We start from the raw sequence: 22,305 nt of genomic DNA, 5'->3' as shown, positions 1-22,305 counted from the left end.
TAAAAGAACCAACAAAAGAAATTGAAGAATCGAAAGAAGAAGTAAAAGAGCCAACAAAAGAAGTTGAAGAATCGAAAGAAGAAGTAAAAGAGCCAACAAAAGAAGTTGAAGAATTGAAAGAAGAAGTAAAAGAGCCGGCAAAAGAAGTTGAAGGATCGAAAGAGGAAGTAAAAGAGCCGGCAAAAGAAGTTGAAGGCCCGAAAGAAGAAGTAAAAGAACCAACAACAGGAGTTGAAGGATCGAAAGAAGAAGTAGTAGCACAAGAAATCGAAAAATCGAAAGAAGAAATCAATCAATCGGCACCAGTTCAAGAACAAAACGTGAATAATCAAGTTGTGAAAGAAAAAGTAGTAGAGAATCAAAGTATGAAAGAAAATAAACCAGTTGTTAATAAAGAAGAAGAAAGTAAGAAATCGCTAGGAGCAACAGGTGGACAAGCGAATACATCAACGTTACTTTCGGGTGTAGCATTAGTTCTTTCAGCACTGAGTATGTTTGTATTTAGAAAGAGATTATTTAAGAAATAAAAACGTTTTATCTTATTATAATGTGAAATGATTATATGAGTTTTTGAGAAGACATTATCATGGCGATTTCATTTTGAAATATGCTTATGATGATGTCTTTTTTTTAGAAGGATATAAATGTAAAAGGTGTAAATATATTAGAGAAGGAGGAGAGGTTATGCATGTCAGTTCTATTTTGAAAATTGAAGAAGTAGCATCATTTATTGCAAGTATGAACAACGATGCTACTCATCATGTTGGTTATTGTGGAGACGAGAAAGAGGAGTTGTTACAGACAATTATCCATGATTTTTCTGATATAGGATGGGAACAATCTTTTGTTGTTACTTATGAAAATAATAAGATAATAGGTGTATTAGGATTTGATGTGGATGAATTGAAAAAATGTGCAGAAATATGGGGGCCGTTTATTATTGCAGAGAATTGGGAAGAAGTTGCTTTACATATGTGGAAGGAACTTATAGAAAAGGTGCCTTTTCGCATTGAAAAATTTTATGGTTTTTATCATGTGGAAAATAATAATTGTGCCCGCTTAATGAAGGGTTTACATGCTAAAGAACAAGATCAACATAGTATTCTCATTTTAAATAATATTGCGGGACAACATGTTATATGTAATATAGAAGAAGCTTTACCACAAGTGTTTGAGCAGTTTATCTCTTTGCACAATAATGTTTTTTCTGATACATATTATGAAGGAAATGAAATTATCGAACGTTTAAGTGATACGAATAAATTATTTGTAAGTATGAAGAATGATAAGTTAGAAGGTTATGTATATGTTGAAGTAAATCCGGAGTTTCAAGAAGCGAATATCGAATTTATTGCAACGACTGAAAATAGTAGAAGAAAAGGTGTTGGAGAGCGCTTATTACAAGGGGCAATTCAGTATATCTTCTCCTTTCAAGGGATGAGAGAGATAGAACTATGTTTGAATACGAATAATGATGGTGCGATGAAGTTGTACAAGAAAGTAGGTTTTGAGGAGAAGTCATGTTTACAACACTATATAATAGAGTAAAAACCCATTCGTATGAAAATTATATTTCATACGAATGGGTTTTATTTAATTTATTTTGCAGCCCTCAGTAATAATGGATTCAGGACTAATCGGAGGACCAAATTCTTCTTTAGGAGAGGTGCTAATCGTTACATAACCTTCTTTATTTTTTGCGGAACTTCTTTTGCTTGTAAATTAACATCTTCTTTTCGAAGCTCCTTAAAGAGCGAAATGACCATAAGAACGACTACGATAGAAAATGGTAGCGCAGCAATTATAGCTGCTATTTGCAGTGCATTTAATCCTCCAGCTTGTAATAAAATAGCAGCAATTATGGCGATTGTTAATCCCCATATAAGTTTTAAACTATTTTTCGGTGATAAGCTTCCGTTACTCGTTTGCATTGAAACAACAAATGTTGCCGAGTCAGCAGAAGTAACGAAAAATGTGGCTACTAAAATTGACCCGATAATTGTTAAAAATGTAGAGAACGGTAGGTGTGAAATAACAGCAAATAATCCAATCTCTGTACCATTTTTTGCGATTTCATCAGCTATCCCAAGCGATTGGAACATTTCCATATGGATAGCGGTACCGCCAAATACTGCAAACCAAAATGTACAGATAAGAGTTGGGACTAATACAACTCCAATAATAAATTCTTTTATTGTGCGCCCTTTAGAAATACGAGCGATGAATGTACCGACGAATGGAGACCAAGAGATCCACCATCCCCAATAGAAGATAGTCCAGTTTTCAATCCAAGAAGAAGATTTTTCATTAAATGCTCCTAAATTTAATCCCATACTAGGTAAAGCTCCGATATAAGAACCGAGTGTAGATGTGAAATATTTCATAATAAATACAGTTGGTCCTAAAAGTAAAAAGGAGACGAGTAAAATACCTGCAAGAGAGAAATTTAAGTTACTCAAATATTTAATCCCACGATCTAAGCCAGTTTGTGCACTTGTTAAATATAAAACAGCGAAGATGGCGATAAGTACGAGCTGTGTAAGTACAGTGTTATGAATAGAAGGGAATAAATAGCTTAATCCTCCAGCGATTTGTTGAGCACCAATCCCAACAGATGGCACAATACCGAATACTGTGGCTAAAACGGCCAAAATATCGACTGTTTTTCCGATAGGAGAATTTTTCGATCGATTAAATAATGGAGTAACTGTAGCTCCAATTGTGCTACCTTTTTGTTTGCGGAATGTGAAATATGCAATTGTTAAAGCAACCATCGCGTATAGTGACCAAGGAAAGAGTCCCCAGTGGAAAAATGAATATTGCATAGCGAGTTTGGCGCTTTCCTCTGTACCTGCTTTTCCTGTTAATGGATCTGTAAAATGTGAAATCGGTTCAGTGATTCCATAAAAGAGGAGGCCAATTCCCATTCCTGCTCCAAACAACATGGATAGCCAAGATGGATAACTATACTGTGGTTTTTCTCCATCTTTACCAAGACGAATAGAACCGTACTTAGAAAATGCTAAATAAGTGGCTAAAATAATCATTGCGGTCATAAGTAGAGAGTAAAACCATCCAAATTTATTGAGGATAAATGAGTTTAAGGAAGATGTAACACTTTGTAAATCATAGCCTTGTATCCAACTTGCCGGGGTAATTCCCCATATGATGAATAATGTTGTTAGCAAGATGGAGATATAAAATACACTGTTTTCTTTTTTTATCATAGAATCCCACCTTTGTTTAATAAAGTTAACAATTATATTAACTATAACAATTAAAAGATTAATTGTCAAAAAATTCGATTTTTATCTTGTGTAAAAGGAAAGTTTAATCGCTATGGATTCATAATTATTGGAGGTTAGATAAAGGTAAGCCTGTTCACGATATGTACAAAATATAGGAAGAAATAATATGAAATATTGCATTTTATATTGTTGTATCCAGATTTTATGTTAAATTCTTCAAGGGAATATATAAATAGGGGGCAATGATATGAACAAGAAATCAAAGATTAATAAAGTGATGCTTAGTATTAGTACAATGGCGCTATCGTTAGGAGCAATTCAAACGAATGTATCAGCAGAAGAAAAGGTGCCATACAATGTATTGCATTCGAAACCAGTTGGGATTGAAAAACCAGTAGATGAGATTGGACATGTTTCTAAAGCAGAGGAAACATTATCGTTTCAAGAACGTTTAAAAGTAGGAGACTTTTCACAGCGACCAGCATCTATTATGAAGAGCTCAGAAGTAAAGCAAATTAAAGAAAGCTATTCAATGGCTGATTTAAACAAAATGAATAATCAAGAATTGGTTGAAACGCTAGGAAGTATTAAATGGAATCAAATTACAGACTTATTCCAGTTCAATGAAGATGCAAAGGCTTTTTATAAAGACAAAGGGAAAATGCAAGCAGTTATAGATGAATTAGCTCACCGAGGTAGTACGTTTACGAAAGATGATTCAAAAGGAATTCAAACGTTTACAGAAGTGTTACGTTCAGCTTTTTATCTCGCATTTTACAATAATGAATTAAGCGATTTAAATGAGAGAAGCTTCCAGGATAAATGTTTACCTGCTTTAAAAGCAATTGCAACCAATCCAAACTTTAAGCTTGGTACATATGAGCAAGATGCAGTCGTATCTGCATACGGTAAATTAATTAGTAATGCTTCAAGTGATGTGGAAACGGTTCAATACGCATCGAATATTTTAAAACAATACAATGATAATCTTCATACGTATGTAGACGATCGTATGAAAGGACAAGCTGTATACGATATGATGCAAGGTATTGATTATGATATGCAATCTTATTTATTTGAAACTCGTAAAGAAGCAAAAGATACAATGTGGTACGGGAAAATAGATGGATTTATTAATGAAATAAATCGTATTGCTCTTTTAAATGAAGTAACACCAGAAAATAAGTGGCTCGTTAATAATGGAATTTATTTTGCTAGTCGTTTAGGGAAGTTTCATAGTAATCCAAATAAAGGTTTAGAGGTTGTTACACAAGCAATGCATATGTATCCGCGTTTAAGTGAGCCGTATTTTGTTGCAGTAGAACAAATTACAACAAATTATAACGGAAAAGATTATAGCGGTAATACGGTAGATTTAGAGACGATACGTAAAGAAGGAAAAGAACAGTACTTACCAAAAACGTATACATTCGACGATGGATCTATCGTATTTAAAACAGGAGATAAAGTATCAGAAGAAAAAATTAAGAGACTATACTGGGCTGCAAAGGAAGTAAAAGCACAGTATCATCGTGTAATTGGGAATGACAAAGCGTTAGAGCCAGGTAATGCAGACGACGTATTAACGATAGTAATCTATAATACTCCAGACGAATATCAGTTAAACAGACAACTGTATGGATATGAAACAAACAACGGTGGCATTTATATAGAAGAAACAGGTACATTCTTTACATATGAGCGTACGCCAGAACAAAGTATTTATAGTTTAGAAGAGTTATTCCGTCATGAGTTTACTCATTATCTTCAAGGTAGATTTGAAGTGCCAGGTTTATTTGGAAGAGGAGATATGTATCAAAATGAGAGATTAACTTGGTTCCAAGAAGGAAATGCAGAATTTTTCGCAGGATCTACTCGTACAAATAATGTAGTACCGAGAAAGAGCATCATTAGTGGATTATCATCTGATCCTGCAAGCCGTTATACAGCAGAGCGCACATTATTTGCTAAATATGGTTCTTGGGATTTCTATAATTACTCGTTCGCATTGCAATCTTATTTATATACACATCAATTTGAAACATTTGATAAAATTCAAGATTTAATTCGTGCAAATGACGTGAAAAATTATGATGCCTATCGTGAGAATTTAAGTAAAGATTCTAAACTAAATAAAGAGTATCAAGAGTATATGCAACAGCTAATTGATAATCAAGATAAATATAATGTACCGGAAGTAGCAGATGATTATTTAGCTGAACATGCACCAAAATCGTTAACAGCAGTAGAGAAAGAAATTAGTGATACGTTGCCAATGAAAGAGGCAAAAATGACAAAACATAGCTCCCAATTCTTTAATACATTTACATTAGAAGGCACATTTACAGGTAGTGTAACAAAAGGTGAATCCGAAGACTGGAACGAAATGAGTAAACGAGTAAATGAAGCACTAGAACAACTGGCGCAAAAAGAATGGAGTGGCTACAAAACTGTTACAGCATACTTCGTCAATTATCGTGTGAATAGTTCAAATGAATTTGAATATGATGTAGTCTTCCACGGTATCGCAAAAGATGATGGAGAAAATAAAGCTCCAACGGTTAATATAAATGGACCTTATAATGGGCTTGTAAATGAAGGAATTCAATTTAAAAGTGATGGCTCAAATGATGAAGATGGAAAAATTGTTTCTTATTTATGGGAATTTGGAGATGGCAGCACAAGTGCAGAAGTTAATCCAATACATGCATATGAAAGAGAAGGAATTTATAAAGTAGCGTTAAGAGTAAAAGATGATAAAGGTAAAGAGAGCAGAAACGAAACCACTGTTACGATTAAAGATGGAAGTTTAACAGAATTAGAACCAAATAATCGTCCAGAGGAAGCAAATCGTATCGGGCTAAACACTACTATAAAAGGTAGCCTTATCGGCGGAGATCACACCGATGTTTATACATTTAATGTAGCATCAAAGAAAAATATCGATATTTCCGTTTTAAATGAGTATGGAATCGGGATGACATGGGTGCTTCACCATGAATCAGATATGCAAAATTATGCCGCTTACGGTCAAGCTAATGGAAATCATATAGAGGCAAAATTTAATGCAAAACCAGGTAAGTATTATTTGTATGTATATAAATATGATAATGGCGATGGAACGTACGAATTATCAGTAAAATAAGTGCTTTTCCAATGTATGTTTAACTTTACTTTTTGTGGAAAATAGTATATTATATAGATATATAATATATCGGTTATTTACTAGGAGGAGCCTGTCACAATAGGTTTCTCCTGTTCTTTTTTAGGGGCCTGTCTTACAGGCTTTTCTTTAAAGGGTAAATAACTGAAAATTAAGAACTATAATCTTTGAAAGAGGTGGGGCATACACATAACAAAAAAGGGATTGTTTAAGAGAGGGGGATAAGAAATGGCTTTGTTTGGTTATCCACTTGAAACAATTTATTTATACGGATTTATTATTGCTACTATACTCACTGTTATTTATATCTTTTTTGGAGATATATTTGAATCCATATTTAGTTTTGGAGGCGGATCTGTATCCGTTGTTACTTTATTACTTAGTTTTTTCGCCATGTTATGTGGACTTAGTTATATAGGAGAATATTTATTTTCCTTTAATAGCATTCTTATTTTCGGGTCTGCATTTGCTATATCCTTTATTGGTGTTTTCATAATGAAAATATTAATTTTAAAGCCGATTGCAGAAGCAGAACAAAACACTGTGCAGCGTATGGATGAATTTATTGGTTGTAAGGGAGAGGTCATTACGACTATTCCTACAGAAGGGTTTGGTGAAGTATTAATTTCCTCCCAATTTGGAAACAATGCAATCCTAGCTAAAACAGTTGGAAAGAAAGATATTTCACAAGGAACTGAAGTTATTATCGAGGGAGTCCAAGATGGTGTTCTGCTTGTACAGAACATCGCTTATTCTTTAAAGAAACCAAAATTATAAGGGGGAATTTACATGACGATTCCATTAATTATCGGTGGAGTATTACTCGCAATTTTAATTCTACTCATTTTAGTATTCATTACAAAGTATCGAACAGTTGGACCAGATGAAGCATTAATTGTTACTGGAAACTGGCTTGGTGGTGGGAAAAATGTAGTTACCACTGATGATGGAAAGAAGATTAAGATTATTCGTGGTGGCGGTACTTTCGTAGTTCCGATTATGCAAAGAGCAGAGCCTTTAAGTCTATTAAACTACAAATTAGAAGTGGGAACACGTGATACGTATACGAAACAAGGTGTACCGATTACAGTAAATGGTGTTTCTATTATTAAAGTAGGGTCTACCATTGAAGAAGTTTCTACAGCAGCTGAACAATATTTAGGAAAAGAAACAGAAGAGTTGAAAATAGAAGCAAAAGAAGTTTTAGAAGGGCATCTACGTGCTATTTTATCTTCTATGACAGTAGAAGATGCCTATAGTAATAGAGAGCAATTTGCTCAAAAGGTACATGAAGTAGCTTCTACAGATTTAAAGAAGATGGGACTTCGCATCGTTTCCTTTACAATTAAAGAAATCATGGATAAGAACGGTTACTTAGATGCACTTGGTCAGCCACAAATTGCGATGGTTAAGCGTGATGCGACAGTTGCAAATGCAGAGCGTGAAAAAGAGGCGCGAATTGAAAAAGCTCGTGCTGAGAAAGAAGCGAAAGAAGCTGAGTATCAACGTGATGCACAAATCGCTGAAGCTGAAAAACATAAAGAGTTAAAAGTACAATCTTATAAGAGAGACCAAGAACAAGCTCGCGCAGATGCAGATCTTTCCTATGAATTACAACAAGCAAAAGCGCAACAAGGTGTTACAGAAGAGCAAATGCGCGTTAAAATTATTGAGCGTGAAAAGCAAATTGAATTAGAAGAAAAAGAGATTGCGCGTCGTGAAAAGCAATATGATGCAGAAGTAAAGAAAAAGGCAGATGCAGATCGCTATGCTGTTGAACAATCAGCAGAAGCGGAAAAAGTAAAACAAATGAAAAAAGCAGATGCAGATCAATATAAAATTGAAGCGGAAGCAAGAGCACGTGCAGAAGAAGTTCGTGTAGAAGGTTTAGCGAAGGCGGAAATCGAAAAAGCGCAAGGTCAAGCAAAAGCAGAAGTACAAAAAGCACAAGGTACAGCGGAAGCAGATGTTATCAGATTAAAAGGTTTAGCAGAAGCGGAAGCGAAACAAAAAATTGCAGAGGCATTTGAGTTATATGGCCAAGCGGCGATTATGGATATGGTTCTTAACATGCTTCCAAGTTATGCGAAGGAAGTTGCAAGCCCACTTAGCAACATTGATAAAATTACAGTTGTCGATACAGGTGGCGGTGGTAAAAATAGCGGTGCCGGAAAAGTTGCAGGTTATGCGACTGATTTAATGGCAACGATGCAAGAAACATTAAAAGCTTCTTCTGGCATTGATTTAAAAGAGTTATTAGAAGGATTTGCTGGAAAAGGAGCAGTACAACAATTATCAAACGATAAACCTGTTGTATCTGTAGTAGAAGATGCGAAAAAAGAAGTAGAAAAAGATAAAGATAAAGATAAAGAATAGTAAAGCGGGAGGAACCTCTAGTAAGTGAGATACTAGAGGTTCTTCTGTGAATTTTAATATTTCGAATAATATACATTTTTATATATTGTTTTAATTATTTAATTTATATAGAATGAAAAAGGTATGTATCAACTCTTCAATAGAGAAAGAGATAGAGAGTCGCATTGATACATTTGAATCGTATGATTTATATAAAGAAATTAAATGTAAAACAATTACATTTAAAACGGTATGGAGGGGTAGAAATATGTTTCAAGGGAAATTAAGGAGTAGTAGTTTAAAAGCAAAGTTACTTGTATCATTTGTTATGATTTTAATTCTTCCAAGTATTGTAATTGGTTGGACGTCTTATCAACAAGCGAAGACAAACTTTAATGAAACGATTTCACAATCGGCGAAAGACAATATAAAAATTTTGGATAATGTAATTAATAAAGAATTGGATAGTAAAAAAGTAGATGCAGTTTATTTTACGAAACTATTTACACAATCAAGTTACCAAACGGATCAAATACAAAATATCCAAAATAAACTAGAAGAATATAATAAGTTACATCCAGAACTGGAAGCCATCTATACTGGATCCAGCAATGGGCAGTTTATTCAATCACCGTCTATTCAAATGCCAGAAGGATATAATCCTACAGAAAGAGATTGGTATAAAGAGGCAGTGAAAAAAAGTGGAGAAGTAATTATTACAGCCCCATATAAATCAAAAACGACAGGAAATATTGTTATTACAATAGCAAAACAAAATGAGGATAAGAGTGGTGTTCTTGGTATTGATTTAATTATTAATGATATCGTAAACACTTCAAAGATGGTTAATATCGGTAAAAGTGGATATGTAGCAATTTTTGATCAAGATAAAAATGTGGTAGCACATCCAACGATGAAGCCAGGTGATAAGGTAGAAGAGAAACTTGAAAAAGAGTTGTACAAACAAGAAACAGGTGATTTTAATTTTACATTAGATGGTGAAGATCGTCATATCACTTTTAAAACAAATAAGATAACTGGATGGAAAATAGCAGGAATTATGCCTGCAAAAGAAATTATTGAAGCTGCTGAACCTATTTTCTATAAAACGATAACTGTTATTGGTATTTCATTAATAATTGGCGGGATTTTAATTTACTTCATAATTGCTTCTATTATTAATCCGTTAAAACAACTTGTTATATCATCGAAAAAGATTAGTGAAGGCGATTTAACAGAATCTATTGCAGTTCATTCTAAAGATGAAATTGGACAGTTAGGAGAAAGCTTTAACGAGATGGCAGCATCATTACAGAATGTCATTTCCAATATAAATACTTCAGCAGGTCATGTAGCAGCATCTTCAGAAGAATTAACAGCTAGTATGAAGCAGACGAGTGAAGCGACGGAACAAATTACACAAGCGATAGAGCAAGTGTCGAGTGGAGCGGAAATACAAACGAAAGAAGTCGAAGAAGGCGCAACATTATTAGAAGAAGTTACAGAAGGAATTCAACGTGTTGCAGACAGCTCTTCATTAGTATCCACAGCATCTATGTACACGAAGAAAAAGGCTGAAGATGGTGGAAAGTTAGTTGAACAAACTGTGAATCAAATGCAATTAATCCATGAGTCTGTTTCACAATCAGATAAAGTTATTGTTTTGTTAGATGATAAGTCGAAACAAATTGGAGCAATCCTTGAGGTAATTCAACATATTGCAGAGCAGACAAATTTATTAGCATTAAATGCTGCAATTGAGGCTGCGAGAGCTGGAGAACAAGGAAGAGGATTTGCAATTGTAGCAGATGAAGTGCGAAAGTTAGCAGAACAATCAGGACAGTCTTCTACGGAAATTGGAAAACTAGTAAAAGAGATACAATTTGACATAAAAGAAACAGTAAGCTCTATGAAGCAAGTTGGAACAGAAGTACAATCAGGACTTGTAGTTGCAAATGAAACGAAGCAAAGCTTCGCTGAAATATTGAAGTCTACAGATGATACAGTTGTACAAATTGATAGTATGGTAGAAGTAGCGGAACAAATGACAGTAGATGCAAAACAAGTTAGTGCATCTATTAATGAAATTGCAGCTACAATTGAAGAAAATGCAGCAAGCGTTCAAAATATTGCTGGTTCTTCAGAAGAACAATTAGCTTCGGTAGATGAAATCAATGCAGCAGCAGTTCATTTATCGCAAATGGCAGAAGAATTACAAGAGATGATTGGGAAATTTAAAGTGTAATAAAAAATGTTAAGAAACGAGGTAGTAATTGTACTTCGTTTCTTTTTTTGTGAAGATAAAAATAAAGAAATATAGAGTAACCGTGTTATGATTAGTTGTAATCGCAAAAGACTGTAAATTCATTAAATTCTATCTTTAATTATGTTAGGGGAATGGTTTTGAAATTTAAAAAGTTAAAACTACAACCAAGAATTACATTAACAATTAGTACACTTATTTTAGTCGTACTTCTGTTAACAAGTTATTTATTTTATTACATATTGTCTGAAACGGTAGAAGAGCAAATTGGGAAACGGGCTTTGCATGTTGCTAAAACAGTTGCTGCTATACCTGAAATAAAGGAAGCTTTTCAAAAAGAAAACCCAGCTTCTATCATTCAACCAATTGCAGAAAAAATTCGAATTGATACAGATGCTGATTTTATTGTAGTTGGAAACAAAGAGGGGATTCGATATGCACATCCTGAGCGAGATAAAATAGGAGAAGCGATGATTGGTGGAGATAACAAAGGAGTTCTATTAGAAGGGAAATCGTATGTTTCGAGAGCAACTGGATCATTAGGTCCTTCATTACGTGGCAAAGTTCCAATCCGTAATCAGGAAAATGAAATTATAGGCGTGGTGTCTGTTGGATTTTCAATGGATGATATTCATGGAGCGGTAGAAGTGTATGGAAAGCGTGTATTTTGGATTACAATAATAGGTCTTTTAATTGGGATAATTGGTTCTATATATTTAGCGGGAAGTATAAAAAGAATGATGTTTGGGATGGAGCCAGAAGAAATTTCATCTTTATATGAAGAGCATAGTACAGTGATTCAATCTGTACGTGAAGGGATAATTGTTATTGATCAAAATGGCATGATTAGTTTAGTCAATCAAGCGGCTTATGATATTCTTTCGCTAGATAAACAACGAAATATTATTGGAGAATTTATTTTAAATATAATTCCTAATTCAACGATACTAGATGTATTTCAAACTGGTGAAGAACAGTTTGATCGTCAATTAAATATAAGAGGGCAGGCTGTGATTGCGAACCGTCTACCTATTAAAGTAAAGAATAAAGTAACTGGCGTTGTATCGAGCTTACGCTTGAAATCTGAACTGGATCAGTTAACAGCAGAGTTATCTCAGACGAAGCAATATACAGAGGCATTACGAGCGCAAACGCATGAATATAACAATTTGTTGTATACGCTTTCAGGTCTTATCCAGTTAGAATCATATGAAGATGCTTTAGAGCTTATTCATAAGGAAACAGCGGTATATCAAGATTTTGTTCAATTTATTATGAAGCGAATTCAAAATCCATGGTTAGGTGGAATTTTAATTGGATTCTATAATAGAGCGCGAGAGTTAAAGATTGATTTTATGCTAGATCGAGAAAGTAGCTTAGATAAATTAAGCCCGCATATTGAGAGTAATTACGTCGTTTCTATTTTAGGAAATTTAATTACGAATGCATTTGAAGCAATTGAAAGAAATGAAGAGAATGATAAGAAGGTAAGGATGTTTGTAACTGATATTGGAGAAGAGATAGTAATTGAATTGGAAGATTCAGGACAAGGGATTCATGATGAAGTCATTACTAGCATATTTTATAAAGGCTTCTCTACGAAAGAAGGCGGGAAACGAGGATATGGATTAGCAAAAGTGAAAGAGTTAGTAGAAGATTTAAATGGAAGTATTGCAATCGAAAAAGGGGATTTAGGTGGTGCGTTATTTATTATTGCATTACCAAAAGAGAGAGGCGAATTGTAATGGATGAGGAGATTGAAGTATTGATTGTAGAAGATGATATTCGAATTGCGGACATTCATCGTCGTTTTACTGAAAAGATTGAGGGATTTAAAGTAATTGGAACAGCAACGACTGGAGAACAAGCGAAAGAATGGCTAGAGCTTGTGAAGCCACAGCTCGTTTTATTAGACGTGTACTTACCTGATATGCAAGGAACGGAACTTGTCACATATATTAGGCATAATTTGCATGATACAGATATCATTATGATTACAGCTGCATCGGAAACAGATGTAGTGAGGCACGCCCTGCGGGGCGGAGTAACAGATTATATCGTAAAGCCACTTATGTTTGATCGATTTAAAGCAAGTTTGGAAAATTACCAAAAAAAGCTTGTACAGTTAAAGAAAAATAATCAGCTATCTATAGAACAAATTGAACATTTATGGTCTCAAAGAGGCGTAAAGGGAAATGAAATAGAATATGCCCCGAAAGGGATAGACCCCTTAACTTTAGCAAAAATAAAAAAGCATATGTTAACAGTGAATGAAGAAGGAATTACGGCAGAAGTGTTAAGTACAATGGTAGGCGTAAGCAGGTCAACAGCGAGGCGGTATTTAGAGTATTTAATATCAGGAAAGAAAGTTCATGCGGAGCTTATATATGGGAGTGTAGGGAGACCAGAAAGAAGATATTTTCTTGTTTCTTCATAATAAAAAACAGTAGAGGATATATGTCCGCTACTGTTTTTTATTTTATATTGGAATAATCCCAATTATAATGCCAGTAATCAACATTACCATTGTCGTTCCAACTGCCCACAATAAAGTAAAACGTTGATGTTCACCAAAATCAACTTTTGCCATCCCAACTAATAAATAAGTGGATGCAACAAGGGGGCTTAATAAGTGAACAGGTTGTCCCAGTAAGGAAGCGCGTCCCATTTCAGCTGCACTAATTCCATAAGTAGCAGCAGCTTTTGTCAAAATAGGTAATACTCCGAAGTAAAATGCATCATTGGACATGAAAAATGTGAATGGCATACTAAGAAGAGCTGTAATAATTGGTAGTTGTGGGCCAAGAGCGTCTGGTATAAGAGTTACTACACTTTTAGCCATTGCATCTACCATTTTTGTTCCTGATAAAATTCCAGTGAAAATCCCAGCGGCAAATACGAGAGAAACAACTGCTAATACATTTCCTGCGTGAGAAGCAATACGCTCTTTCTGTTGCTCTAAGTTTGGATAGTTAATCATAACAGCAATAGCGAAAGCGATTGTAAATAAAACAGGTAACGGCATAACTTCTAGTATGAGACAGACAAGTAAGGTAGCAGTTAATAAAAAGTTAATCCATAGAAGTTTAGGACGTTTATGAACCGCAGCTTCTACTGTTGCAGCTTGTTCATCCATTGTTTGCATTTGTTTTAAATATTGTACATCCATAATTCCTAAACGCTTTCTCTCTTTTTTTCCAAGATAGTAAGCAACGAAAACTACCCAAAGTGCACCAGCAATCATTCCTGGTATAAGTGGTGTAAAGAGCTCTGATGCGTCTAGTCCAAGTGCACTCATAACACGAGCTGTCGGTCCACCCCACGGTGTGAGATTTGTCACCCCTGCACCTAACATAACAACCCCAGCTAATATAAGTGGATTCATCCCAAGGCGTTTATATAGTGGGTACATTGCGGAAACAGTAATCATATAGGTGGTCGTTCCATCCCCATCTAATGAAACGATAATAGTAAGAATTGCTGTGCCAACAACAATTTTTAAAGGATCTCCTTTTACAAACTTCAAAATCCTACTAATGACAGGATCGAATAGCCCGCTATCAATCATAATTCCAAAATATAAAATAGCAAACATAAGCATAATACCAGTAGGTGCTAGTTTTTGAATTCCCTCTAACATCATAGGCCCCATGTCTGCATAAAATCCTCCAATTAATGCGAAAGTAATTGGAATTAATATTAATGCTACTAGTGCTGACATACGTTTCGTCATAATTAAAAACATAAAGACAAATACCATCGCAAATCCAAGTAGTGCTAACATGTAATCTCCCCCTCAAAAATGATTACGCTTTCAAAATAAAATAAAAATTCAGAAAAAAGTTTTTTTGTTTATCATAAAAGCATCTATTTGAAAGGTAAATAATTTGAAAAATAACATCATTAGAAGCATAATTTTTATTTTGGTCATTTTGTTCACGGTAGTTAATTTGAATTTTTAAAAAGTAAGCTGCTATCCATAAGAATGGTAGAATAAGATGAAAATATTGAAGTGTGAAATAGGGAGTAGATTTTATATGAAAACAAGAATGGAAGAGATTTATAGTTCTTATGAAGGAAAAGTAGAAGAGATTTTTGTTAATGAATCTTCTTACGTATATGAGTGGGAAAATTTAATGATGATCCGAAAAAATAACGGTGAGCTTGAAAAAGTTGCGGTCGGTATTAGTGGAAATATAAGATTAGTAAATGTAGTTGCTGGGCAGCAAATTAATACAGATACATTATTAGTTAAGTTAGAAGACGATTTATTAATTACAGGTTGTGAATGATGAGAGATGTGTAGAAATGGCTACACATCTTTTTTGGTCTTTATATTACAAAAAGCACATTATTTTTTCACAAATCTCACACAACTTTTTGATATGCTCCTTGTGGAAGATACGGTTAGGGAGGAAGTAAAATGAGAACAAAGTATGTGACACTTGCTATATGCTTATTCTTTGTCTTTACAATAGTAGGATGTGGTAAGAAACAAGCAGAGGCTGTAGCGATTGATGAGAAACATGATAAGTGTGATATTTGCCAAATTGGGGTAATGGATAATCAATTTGCAACAGAAGTCATTTTAGAAAATGGAAAAGCGTTAAAGTTTGATGATATCGGTTGTATGTATAAATGGATGGAGATTAATCCAGGTGAAAAGACGAAAGAAAAATTTGTTCGAGATTATGATTCGAAAGAGTGGATTTCGTTAGAAGATGCGACTTACGTATATGATAAAACAATAACGACACCGATGGCTTATAATGTCATTTCATTTGAAAATAAAAAGGATGCAGAGAGTTTTGTGTCTAACTATAAAGGGAAAGTTCTTTCATATAAAGAGCTAGCAGAGCATAAATGGGAAATGAATAAAGAGATGATGGGGAACCCGAAAAAGGGAAATCACGGTGGTCATCATTAATACTAAAAAAGACAACTACATAAGTTGTCTTTTTTTAGTATTACTCAGGTACAAATATAGAAAAGGTGTAAAAATTTTAGAAGAACGGTTACAATGGAATATAGTAACCTAAAGCAATCATTTATGTACTTTTTAGAAATGTATACAAATGCGGTAAAATCGTGCTAAACTAATTGCTTCATAATGTTAATGATGAGGCCATCAAGCACATCATTCCAATAGGTTGAGAAACATAGTATAGGTTTTAAGATAATCCGATTAAAGAAGGAATATAAAGGGCTTATGGATAAATGTACTCAAGAAGAGTTATTGTATGTGATGGAGGAATGGTTAAGAAAACATTATCTTTCATAGGAGCTGTAGTTGTGAGAAAACAAAAAATTTTATTATGTATGTTATTAGGACTTTTAATGACGGTAGTGGCTTGCGATAAGCAAGAGGAGCCAGAATCGAAACCGGTTCATGTGAAAAACGAAAAGAAAAAAGAAAAGCATAAAGAACAGGAAGAACCTAAAGAAGAAAAAAGTATAAATTTAATGGACAAACAGTTGCTACTTTCTGCGACTCTTGGAGACACGGAAACAGCTATGAAGCTGATTCAAGATGGAGCCAATATAAACGTAGAAGGTGACAACGGAGAAACACCCGTCCTTGCAGCAACGTACCAAAATCATGTAGAGACAGTGAAAGCATTAATTGGTGCAGGTGCTAATATTGAAATTAAAGATGAGAAACAAAGCAATCCACTTCTTTATGCAAGTAGAGAAGGATATACGGATATTGTAAAAGTATTAATTAATGCAGGAGTTAATACGAAAGAAACGACTAAGTCAGGTGGAACAGCACTTATTTCTGCATCTGAGCGTGGCCATGTAGAGGTCGTAAAAGAATTATTAGAGCATACAGATATTGATGTGAATTATAAAAATGCTCGTGGTGGAACAGCTTTAGTAGAAGCAATCGTATTAGGAAATGGTAGTGAAAACCATAAGAAAGTAATTCAAATGCTTATTGACCACGGGGCAGATGTAAATATGGCCAATAAGGAAAATATTACGCCACTGCAATATGCTGAAAAAAGAGGTTTTAAAGATATTGCAAATATGTTGAGGGTAGCTGGAGCGAATGAAGTAGTACAGCCACAACCGCAACCGGTAGAATAACAAGTATGAAATAATCCCATTTAGATAGACAGAATGAAGAAGTCATTGAGTATGATGGATTCAGTAATGTGTATTTGAATGGGATTTTTGTTTGTAAAGAAAACCGTATCCTGAAAAAGGATACGGTTTTTTTTACAAGGAGATAAGGAATCAAAAAAATGAAGAAGTCTTATCTCTTTTATATGAGTAAAGGGTCTAGAATGAATCTTGTCCTTTTCATTATTTGTTTAACTCCATTGCAACTTGTTTGCCATTTACGAAAACCTCTGCCACTGCTACTACAACTTCCATCACTTTTTTCATGTCTCATCTCTCCTTGTTTTTTGTTTCATTTCCTACTTTTAGTATAAGGAAATATAGCACTTGCAACTATCGAATTGGATGACAAGAGACTTACATTGTTGTAAGGACAATCGTTTTATTTGTAATAAATGTGATTTTGAATGTGGATTCAGAAATTTCTGTTGTTTTGAACTATAATTAGAAAGAGAGTGGCTTAGAAAGAAGGGGATAATATGAAAAGAATTCTTGTTATTAGTGATATTCATGGAGAAATAGAAAAGTTCGAACGGTTATTGGAAGAAGCTCAATATGATGTAAGACAGGATCAATTAATTTTACTGGGAGATTATGTAGATCGTGGTCCAAATGCGCGTGCTGTAATTGAAAAGGTAAAAGAGTTAAAAGAAGAGGGAGCCTTCGTTCTAAAGGGCAATCATGAAGATATGATGATTAAAGCGTTAACGACAGATGAGGAACGTTCATGGAATCATTGGGTAAAAAGGAATGGTGGAGATAAGACTTTATACAGCTATGGCTTTGTAGAAGAAGATATTGTGGTTAATGAAGAAGCCTTCCAAAAACCCATTTTACAATCGCATGTTTTAGAGGAACATGTAAAGTTTATTCAAGAATTAGATCATTACATTGAAACAGAAGAGTATATATTTGTACATGCCGGTGTTGAGCCATTGAAGCAGGTTTCGGAATGTGAATCCTATACGTTAATGTGGATTCGTAATGAATTTCATAATAGGTATAGTGGTGAAAAGGTTGTTGTATTTGGTCATACGGAAACAAAAACGCTTCATGGTAGTGAAAATTGCGGCGTGTATTTTGGGAGTAATCGTATTATAGGGATTGATGGCGGTGCTGTATATGGTGGCCAGTTAAATTGTTTAGAATTGCCGAGTAAAAAGGTATACGTAGTAAAAAGTTGAAAGAGATAAGGGGAATCTTATTTCTTTCAATTTTTTATTAAGAAAAATTTAAGAAAGAAATTTTATAATAAATCTTTCAAATTTTATATTGAGAAAAACGTTAAAATGTAATTATAAATAGGATTGAACAATATGGTGGAAGGTGAGAATATGCGCTTACTCGTAGTAGAAGATAATGCTTCTTTATTAGAGTCTATTGTCCAAATATTACGCGATGAATTTGAAGTAGATACAGCATTGAATGGGGAAGATGGATTATTTCTAGCGTTACAAAATATATATGATGCCATTTTGCTTGATGTGATGATGCCAGAAATGGACGGTTTTGAAGTAATTCAAAAAATACGTGATGAAAAAATTGAAACACCAGTCCTATTTTTGACAGCGAGAGACTCTCTAGAAGATCGAGTGAAAGGCTTAGATTTTGGTGGAGATGACTATATCGTTAAGCCGTTTCAGGCTCCAGAATTAAAAGCAAGAATTCGTGCGTTGTTACGAAGAAGTGGTAGTCTAACAACAAAGCAGACCATTCGCTATAAAGGGATTGAACTGTTCGGAAAAGATAAAGATGTTCAAGTAGATGGACAAGGTATTAAGCTAACATTAAAACAATATGAGCTTTTAGAGTACCTTGTTCAAAATAGCGGAAAGATTTTAATGCGTGAACAAATTTTTGATCGTGTTTGGGGATTTGATTCAGATACGACAGTAGCAATTGTAGAAGTGTATGTACATCATTTACGTAAAAAATTAGAGCCATTCGGTTATCAGAAAGATATTCAAACTGTTCGAGGTATTGGATATATATTAAAAGAACAATGAAAAAGGGAAGCATGTTTCAGAAAACACGCATTCGATTGACTATATTGAATTCATTAGTATTTATCATTTTGATAGGCGTATTAGGTAGTATTATTTATTCGTACACATATAATCGTATTTATAATGAAGTAGATAAATCGATAGGAAAATCCGTTCAGCATAGAAAGAATTCAGATGATAAAAAACTACCTAAAAAAATTAGGGGATATCCTCCGATTGGGGATCCAAGGATAATGGAGTTAACTTGGATTGGAAACACAGTGGAGATAGGTATTGAAAACGGCAAACGCCGTTTTATCTTTGAAGATAATTTGGAAAAGTTTTCTCCAAAGAAATTAGGAACTTTGCAAGATATAGAAGTGCAAGGGCAATATTTTAGAACGTTTGCATTTCAACAAGATGAAAAAATAGTTCAAATCGTACGCGATATAACAGCTGAAAAAGAAATGTTAAATACTTTATTTTTAATTCTTGTTATTGGTTGTAGTGTAGGAAGTTTATGTGCAATAGGCATCGGCTTTTTCTTAGCCGGCAGGGCACTCGTACCCATTCAAAATTCGTGGGAAAAACAGCAGCAGTTCGTTTCGGATGCATCGCATGAATTAAGGACACCACTTGCGGTTATTCAATCAAAAACGGATGTGTTATTCCAGTCACCATCTGCGACAATAGAAGAAAAAGCGATGGATATTTCTACGATTTCAAAGGAGTGTAGACGGTTATCTAAGCTTGTAACTAATTTATTATTGTTAGCACGTTCGGATTCTAATCAAATTGAGATGGATAAGAAAACATTTGAAATGGATAAATTGTTAGAAGAAATAGTAGATCCATATAAGGAAATTGCTTCATATCAAGAAAAAGAGATGATATTGAAAGTAGAACATGACATATCATTTATGGGTGATAGAGAGAGAATTCATCAAATGATGGTCATATTGTTAGATAATGCGATGAAGTATACAAATGGGGGCGGGCATATTCAAATCGATTGTACGCAAACGAGCAATTCAATTCGTATACGGGTGAAAGATGACGGGATAGGGGTTAAAGATGAGGACATCCCAAAATTATTTGATCGTTTTTATCAAGGTGATAAAGCGAGAAGTGCGTCAGAAGGAGCGGGATTAGGCCTTTCAATCGCAAATTGGATTGTAGAAAAGCATTATGGGAAAATATTAGTAGAGAGCAAATGGGGAGAGGGTACTTGTTTTGAAGTGAATTTCCCTAAAAACCAAAGAATATAAGTGAGAAGACGATCTTGTTTTTACAAGGTCGTCTTTTTTAAGGGAAAGTTAAGAAACTATTTATAACATGTATGATATACAAAAAGTTCGCCCTATGAAGAAGCGATTATAAAAAGGTATTTGAGTAGATTATATCGATCATAATATTATTTCGATTATGTATAGGGAATGATGGAAAAGAAAGTGTAAGAGGGAGGAATTAATTTTGAAAAAGAAAATGATGACGGTATTCACTATTGGAGTAATGAGCTTAAGCATATTAGGGGGTGCCTCTCCTTCTGAAACATCAAAAGGAAAGACAAATTACACGCAGCGCAGTAAAGAACAATTAAATAATGGGAAGATACATGCGGTGCATACAGAAGAAAAGGCGGAGAATCTAGGTATTGAAACGGAAGGGAAAGAACAAATTACGCTAGAAAAAGAAATTCATGAGACGGAAGTAGGAAGAGAAGCTGAACAGTTAGGAATTTCGATTGAAGGAAAAGACGTTGGAACTCTTTCAGAAGAAATCTATGAAACAAAAGTGAAGCAAGAAGCGTTAAAGCTAGGCATATCTATAGAGAATACAACGATTGTAAATTTAATCATTCAAATTAATACGATTAAAATTAACGATGAAGCGGATAAATTAGGCATTTCGACAAATGGAAAAGAAATAGAGGACATTGCGGAAGAAATCTATGGAACGAAAGTAAGAGAGGAAGCAGGGAAGTTAGGTATTTCCCAAAAAGGAAAAGAGATAGAAACGTTAGCGCAAGAAGTGTACGAACAAAAAGTGCAGGAAGAAGCAAAAAAATATCATATTGATTTGTATGGTAAAGATATATATCAAGTATTAAGCGAAATTAATGAACAAAAAGTGTTACAAATGGCAGATGAGCTTAATATGGATAAAACGAATATGAACGTTCAAGAATTAGCAGAAAAAATCAAAAAAAATCAGCCTGAAAAAGGAAAAGAACTAAATTTTGTACCGGTGATTCGCACGGATGCTGACGCGTTTTATTCTTATTTAACGAACTAAAAAGGGCGTGAGAGTGATACGGAGATGGAAGTGGTATATATGTATGGCTTTACTAGCTATAGCAGTATGGAATGTATATACAAATGGCATTACAAAGTATGTGGAGAAGTTAACATTCTTCAATATACAAAGCGGAAAAGAAGCAGATTTTAGTAATAATGATGAAAAGGTCATCTTATCGAATGTACCTTTAATTCAGCAATTACCAGAGCTAGATAGAGGCTGTGAAGTGACTAGCTTAGCGATGATGTTACAATATGCAGGCATTACAGTGGATAAGATGAAATTAGCAAATGAAATAAAGAAAGTTGATTTTATGAACGATGGTGTACGTGGGAATCCGAATGAAGGATTTGTAGGGAATATTTATACCTTTTCTGAATCTGGATATGGTGTATATCACGGACCACTTTTTCAATTAGAGAAAAAGTATTTACCTAATAAAGCTGTGGACTTAACAGGAAAGAGTATAGAAGAACTTTATAAGAGTGTAAAATCAGGACAACCGGTAGTTATGATTACGAATGCAACATTTGCGCCATTAGATGAAGATGAATTTACTACATGGGAAACAAATAGCGGAGATGTTTCTATTACGTATAATGAACATTGTGTAGTACTGATTGGATACGATGAAGAATTCGTATATATTCGGGATCCTCTCGAGGATAGCCTAGATGTAAAAGTGCCGAGAGGAAAATTTGAAAAGGCATGGATGCAAATGGGGAGTCAGGCGATTAGTTATGTGAAAAGCTCTAAATGAATTAGTAAGGAAATAGATGTAAGGAGCTGTAAGAGGAGTTTTTGTGGGTGTTTTTTGTTAAGAAATAAGAGAACCTCAGCTTATTATATAAGCTGAGGTTCTCTTAT

18 protein-coding genes and 1 pseudogene are annotated in these 22,305 nt (G+C 34.3%); 17 read left to right on the top strand and 2 right to left on the bottom strand.

Going from position 1 to position 22,305, the window contains the following annotated elements:
• Positions 1-527, top strand: a 527-nt coding sequence (locus DN394_RS28090; protein WP_149294440.1) for an LPXTG cell wall anchor domain-containing protein, incomplete at its 5' end; no start/stop codon positions are given.
• 157 nt (positions 528-684) lie between these two features.
• The gene (locus tag DN394_RS28085) at positions 685-1,548 is read left to right on the top strand and encodes a GNAT family N-acetyltransferase (protein ID WP_097917756.1); all 864 of its coding nucleotides are present in this window, start codon (positions 685-687) and stop codon (positions 1,546-1,548) included.
• A gap of 128 nt (positions 1,549-1,676) precedes the next feature.
• Here DN394_RS28085 and opuD read toward each other — a convergent pair whose 3' ends face one another.
• On the bottom strand, positions 1,677-3,227 hold the full coding sequence (opuD, locus tag DN394_RS28080; protein WP_149294439.1) for a glycine betaine transporter OpuD: 1,551 nt from the start codon (positions 3,225-3,227) through the stop codon (positions 1,677-1,679).
• A gap of 268 nt (positions 3,228-3,495) precedes the next feature.
• Here opuD and colA point away from each other — a divergent pair, with 268 nt between their 5' ends.
• The 7 genes and pseudogenes from colA to DN394_RS28050 all read left to right on the top strand — a co-directional run bounded on the left by colA (position 3,496) and on the right by DN394_RS28050 (position 13,466).
• Positions 3,496-6,393, top strand: coding sequence for a collagenase ColA (gene colA, locus DN394_RS28075; RefSeq protein WP_149294438.1), 2,898 nt, complete (start codon positions 3,496-3,498; stop codon positions 6,391-6,393).
• Positions 6,394-6,639: 246 nt separating this feature from the next.
• The gene (locus DN394_RS28070) at positions 6,640-7,188 is read left to right on the top strand and encodes an NfeD family protein (protein ID WP_001173145.1); all 549 of its coding nucleotides are present in this window, start codon (positions 6,640-6,642) and stop codon (positions 7,186-7,188) included.
• A 12-nt stretch (positions 7,189-7,200) separates the two neighbouring features.
• Positions 7,201-8,787: a flotillin family protein gene (locus DN394_RS28065; RefSeq protein ID WP_098086094.1), complete on the top strand. Its 1,587-nt coding sequence runs from the start codon at positions 7,201-7,203 to the stop codon at positions 8,785-8,787.
• Positions 8,788-8,899: 112 nt separating this feature from the next.
• Positions 8,900-10,069: pseudogene (locus DN394_RS29925) on the top strand (HAMP domain-containing protein); the annotation flags it as partial.
• A complete protein-coding gene (locus DN394_RS29920) occupies positions 10,064-11,011 on the top strand; it encodes a methyl-accepting chemotaxis protein (protein ID WP_370458318.1) in 948 nt (315 codons plus the stop codon). The pseudogene DN394_RS29925 and the gene DN394_RS29920, both read left to right, overlap by 6 nt.
• Before the next feature lie 152 nt (positions 11,012-11,163).
• Positions 11,164-12,774, top strand: coding sequence for an ATP-binding protein (locus DN394_RS28055; protein ID WP_098092474.1), 1,611 nt, complete (start codon positions 11,164-11,166; stop codon positions 12,772-12,774).
• Positions 12,774-13,466 (top strand): response regulator, encoded by a 693-nt coding sequence (locus DN394_RS28050; protein WP_098092471.1) that lies wholly within the window; start codon positions 12,774-12,776, stop codon positions 13,464-13,466. Before DN394_RS28055 ends, DN394_RS28050 begins: the two co-directional genes overlap by 1 nt.
• Positions 13,467-13,508: 42 nt before the next feature.
• On the opposite strand, the gene DN394_RS28045 is transcribed toward DN394_RS28050, so the two are convergent.
• Positions 13,509-14,813, bottom strand: coding sequence for a CitMHS family transporter (locus DN394_RS28045; RefSeq protein ID WP_098092467.1), 1,305 nt, complete (start codon positions 14,811-14,813; stop codon positions 13,509-13,511).
• A gap of 253 nt (positions 14,814-15,066) precedes the next feature.
• Here DN394_RS28045 and DN394_RS28040 point away from each other — a divergent pair, with 253 nt between their 5' ends.
• The 8 genes from DN394_RS28040 to DN394_RS28005 all read left to right on the top strand — a co-directional run bounded on the left by DN394_RS28040 (position 15,067) and on the right by DN394_RS28005 (position 22,198).
• Entirely contained in the window at positions 15,067-15,321 is a 255-nt protein-coding gene (locus tag DN394_RS28040) for a hypothetical protein (RefSeq protein ID WP_000857650.1), read from the top strand.
• Between the two features lie 131 nt (positions 15,322-15,452).
• Positions 15,453-15,956 carry a nitrous oxide reductase accessory protein NosL gene (locus DN394_RS28035; RefSeq protein ID WP_046956759.1) on the top strand — a complete coding sequence of 168 codons (504 nt, stop codon included), beginning with the start codon at positions 15,453-15,455 and terminating at the stop codon, positions 15,954-15,956.
• Positions 15,957-16,246: 290 nt separating this feature from the next.
• Positions 16,247-17,119, top strand: coding sequence for an ankyrin repeat domain-containing protein (locus DN394_RS28030; RefSeq protein ID WP_098092464.1), 873 nt, complete (start codon positions 16,247-16,249; stop codon positions 17,117-17,119).
• A 515-nt stretch (positions 17,120-17,634) separates the two neighbouring features.
• Positions 17,635-18,339 (top strand): metallophosphoesterase family protein, encoded by a 705-nt coding sequence (locus tag DN394_RS28025; RefSeq protein WP_046957371.1) that lies wholly within the window; start codon positions 17,635-17,637, stop codon positions 18,337-18,339.
• Between the two features lie 150 nt (positions 18,340-18,489).
• A complete protein-coding gene (locus tag DN394_RS28020; protein WP_063261630.1) occupies positions 18,490-19,161 on the top strand; it encodes a response regulator transcription factor in 672 nt (223 codons plus the stop codon).
• Positions 19,158-20,408: a sensor histidine kinase gene (locus DN394_RS28015; RefSeq protein ID WP_097917745.1), complete on the top strand. Its 1,251-nt coding sequence runs from the start codon at positions 19,158-19,160 to the stop codon at positions 20,406-20,408. Before DN394_RS28020 ends, DN394_RS28015 begins: the two co-directional genes overlap by 4 nt.
• Before the next feature lie 205 nt (positions 20,409-20,613).
• Positions 20,614-21,435, top strand: coding sequence for a hypothetical protein (locus tag DN394_RS28010; protein ID WP_046953847.1), 822 nt, complete (start codon positions 20,614-20,616; stop codon positions 21,433-21,435).
• 13 nt (positions 21,436-21,448) lie between these two features.
• Positions 21,449-22,198, top strand: coding sequence for a C39 family peptidase (locus tag DN394_RS28005; RefSeq protein WP_141498620.1), 750 nt, complete (start codon positions 21,449-21,451; stop codon positions 22,196-22,198).
• Positions 22,199-22,305: the final 107 nt, after the last annotated feature.

Source organism: Bacillus sp. BB081, assembly GCF_008368895.1.
Classification (GTDB): Bacteria; Bacillota; Bacilli; order Bacillales; family Bacillaceae_G; genus Bacillus_A; species Bacillus_A wiedmannii.
Note: the sequence above shows the minus strand (reverse complement) of the source record. Positions and strands in the feature narration are given on the sequence as shown.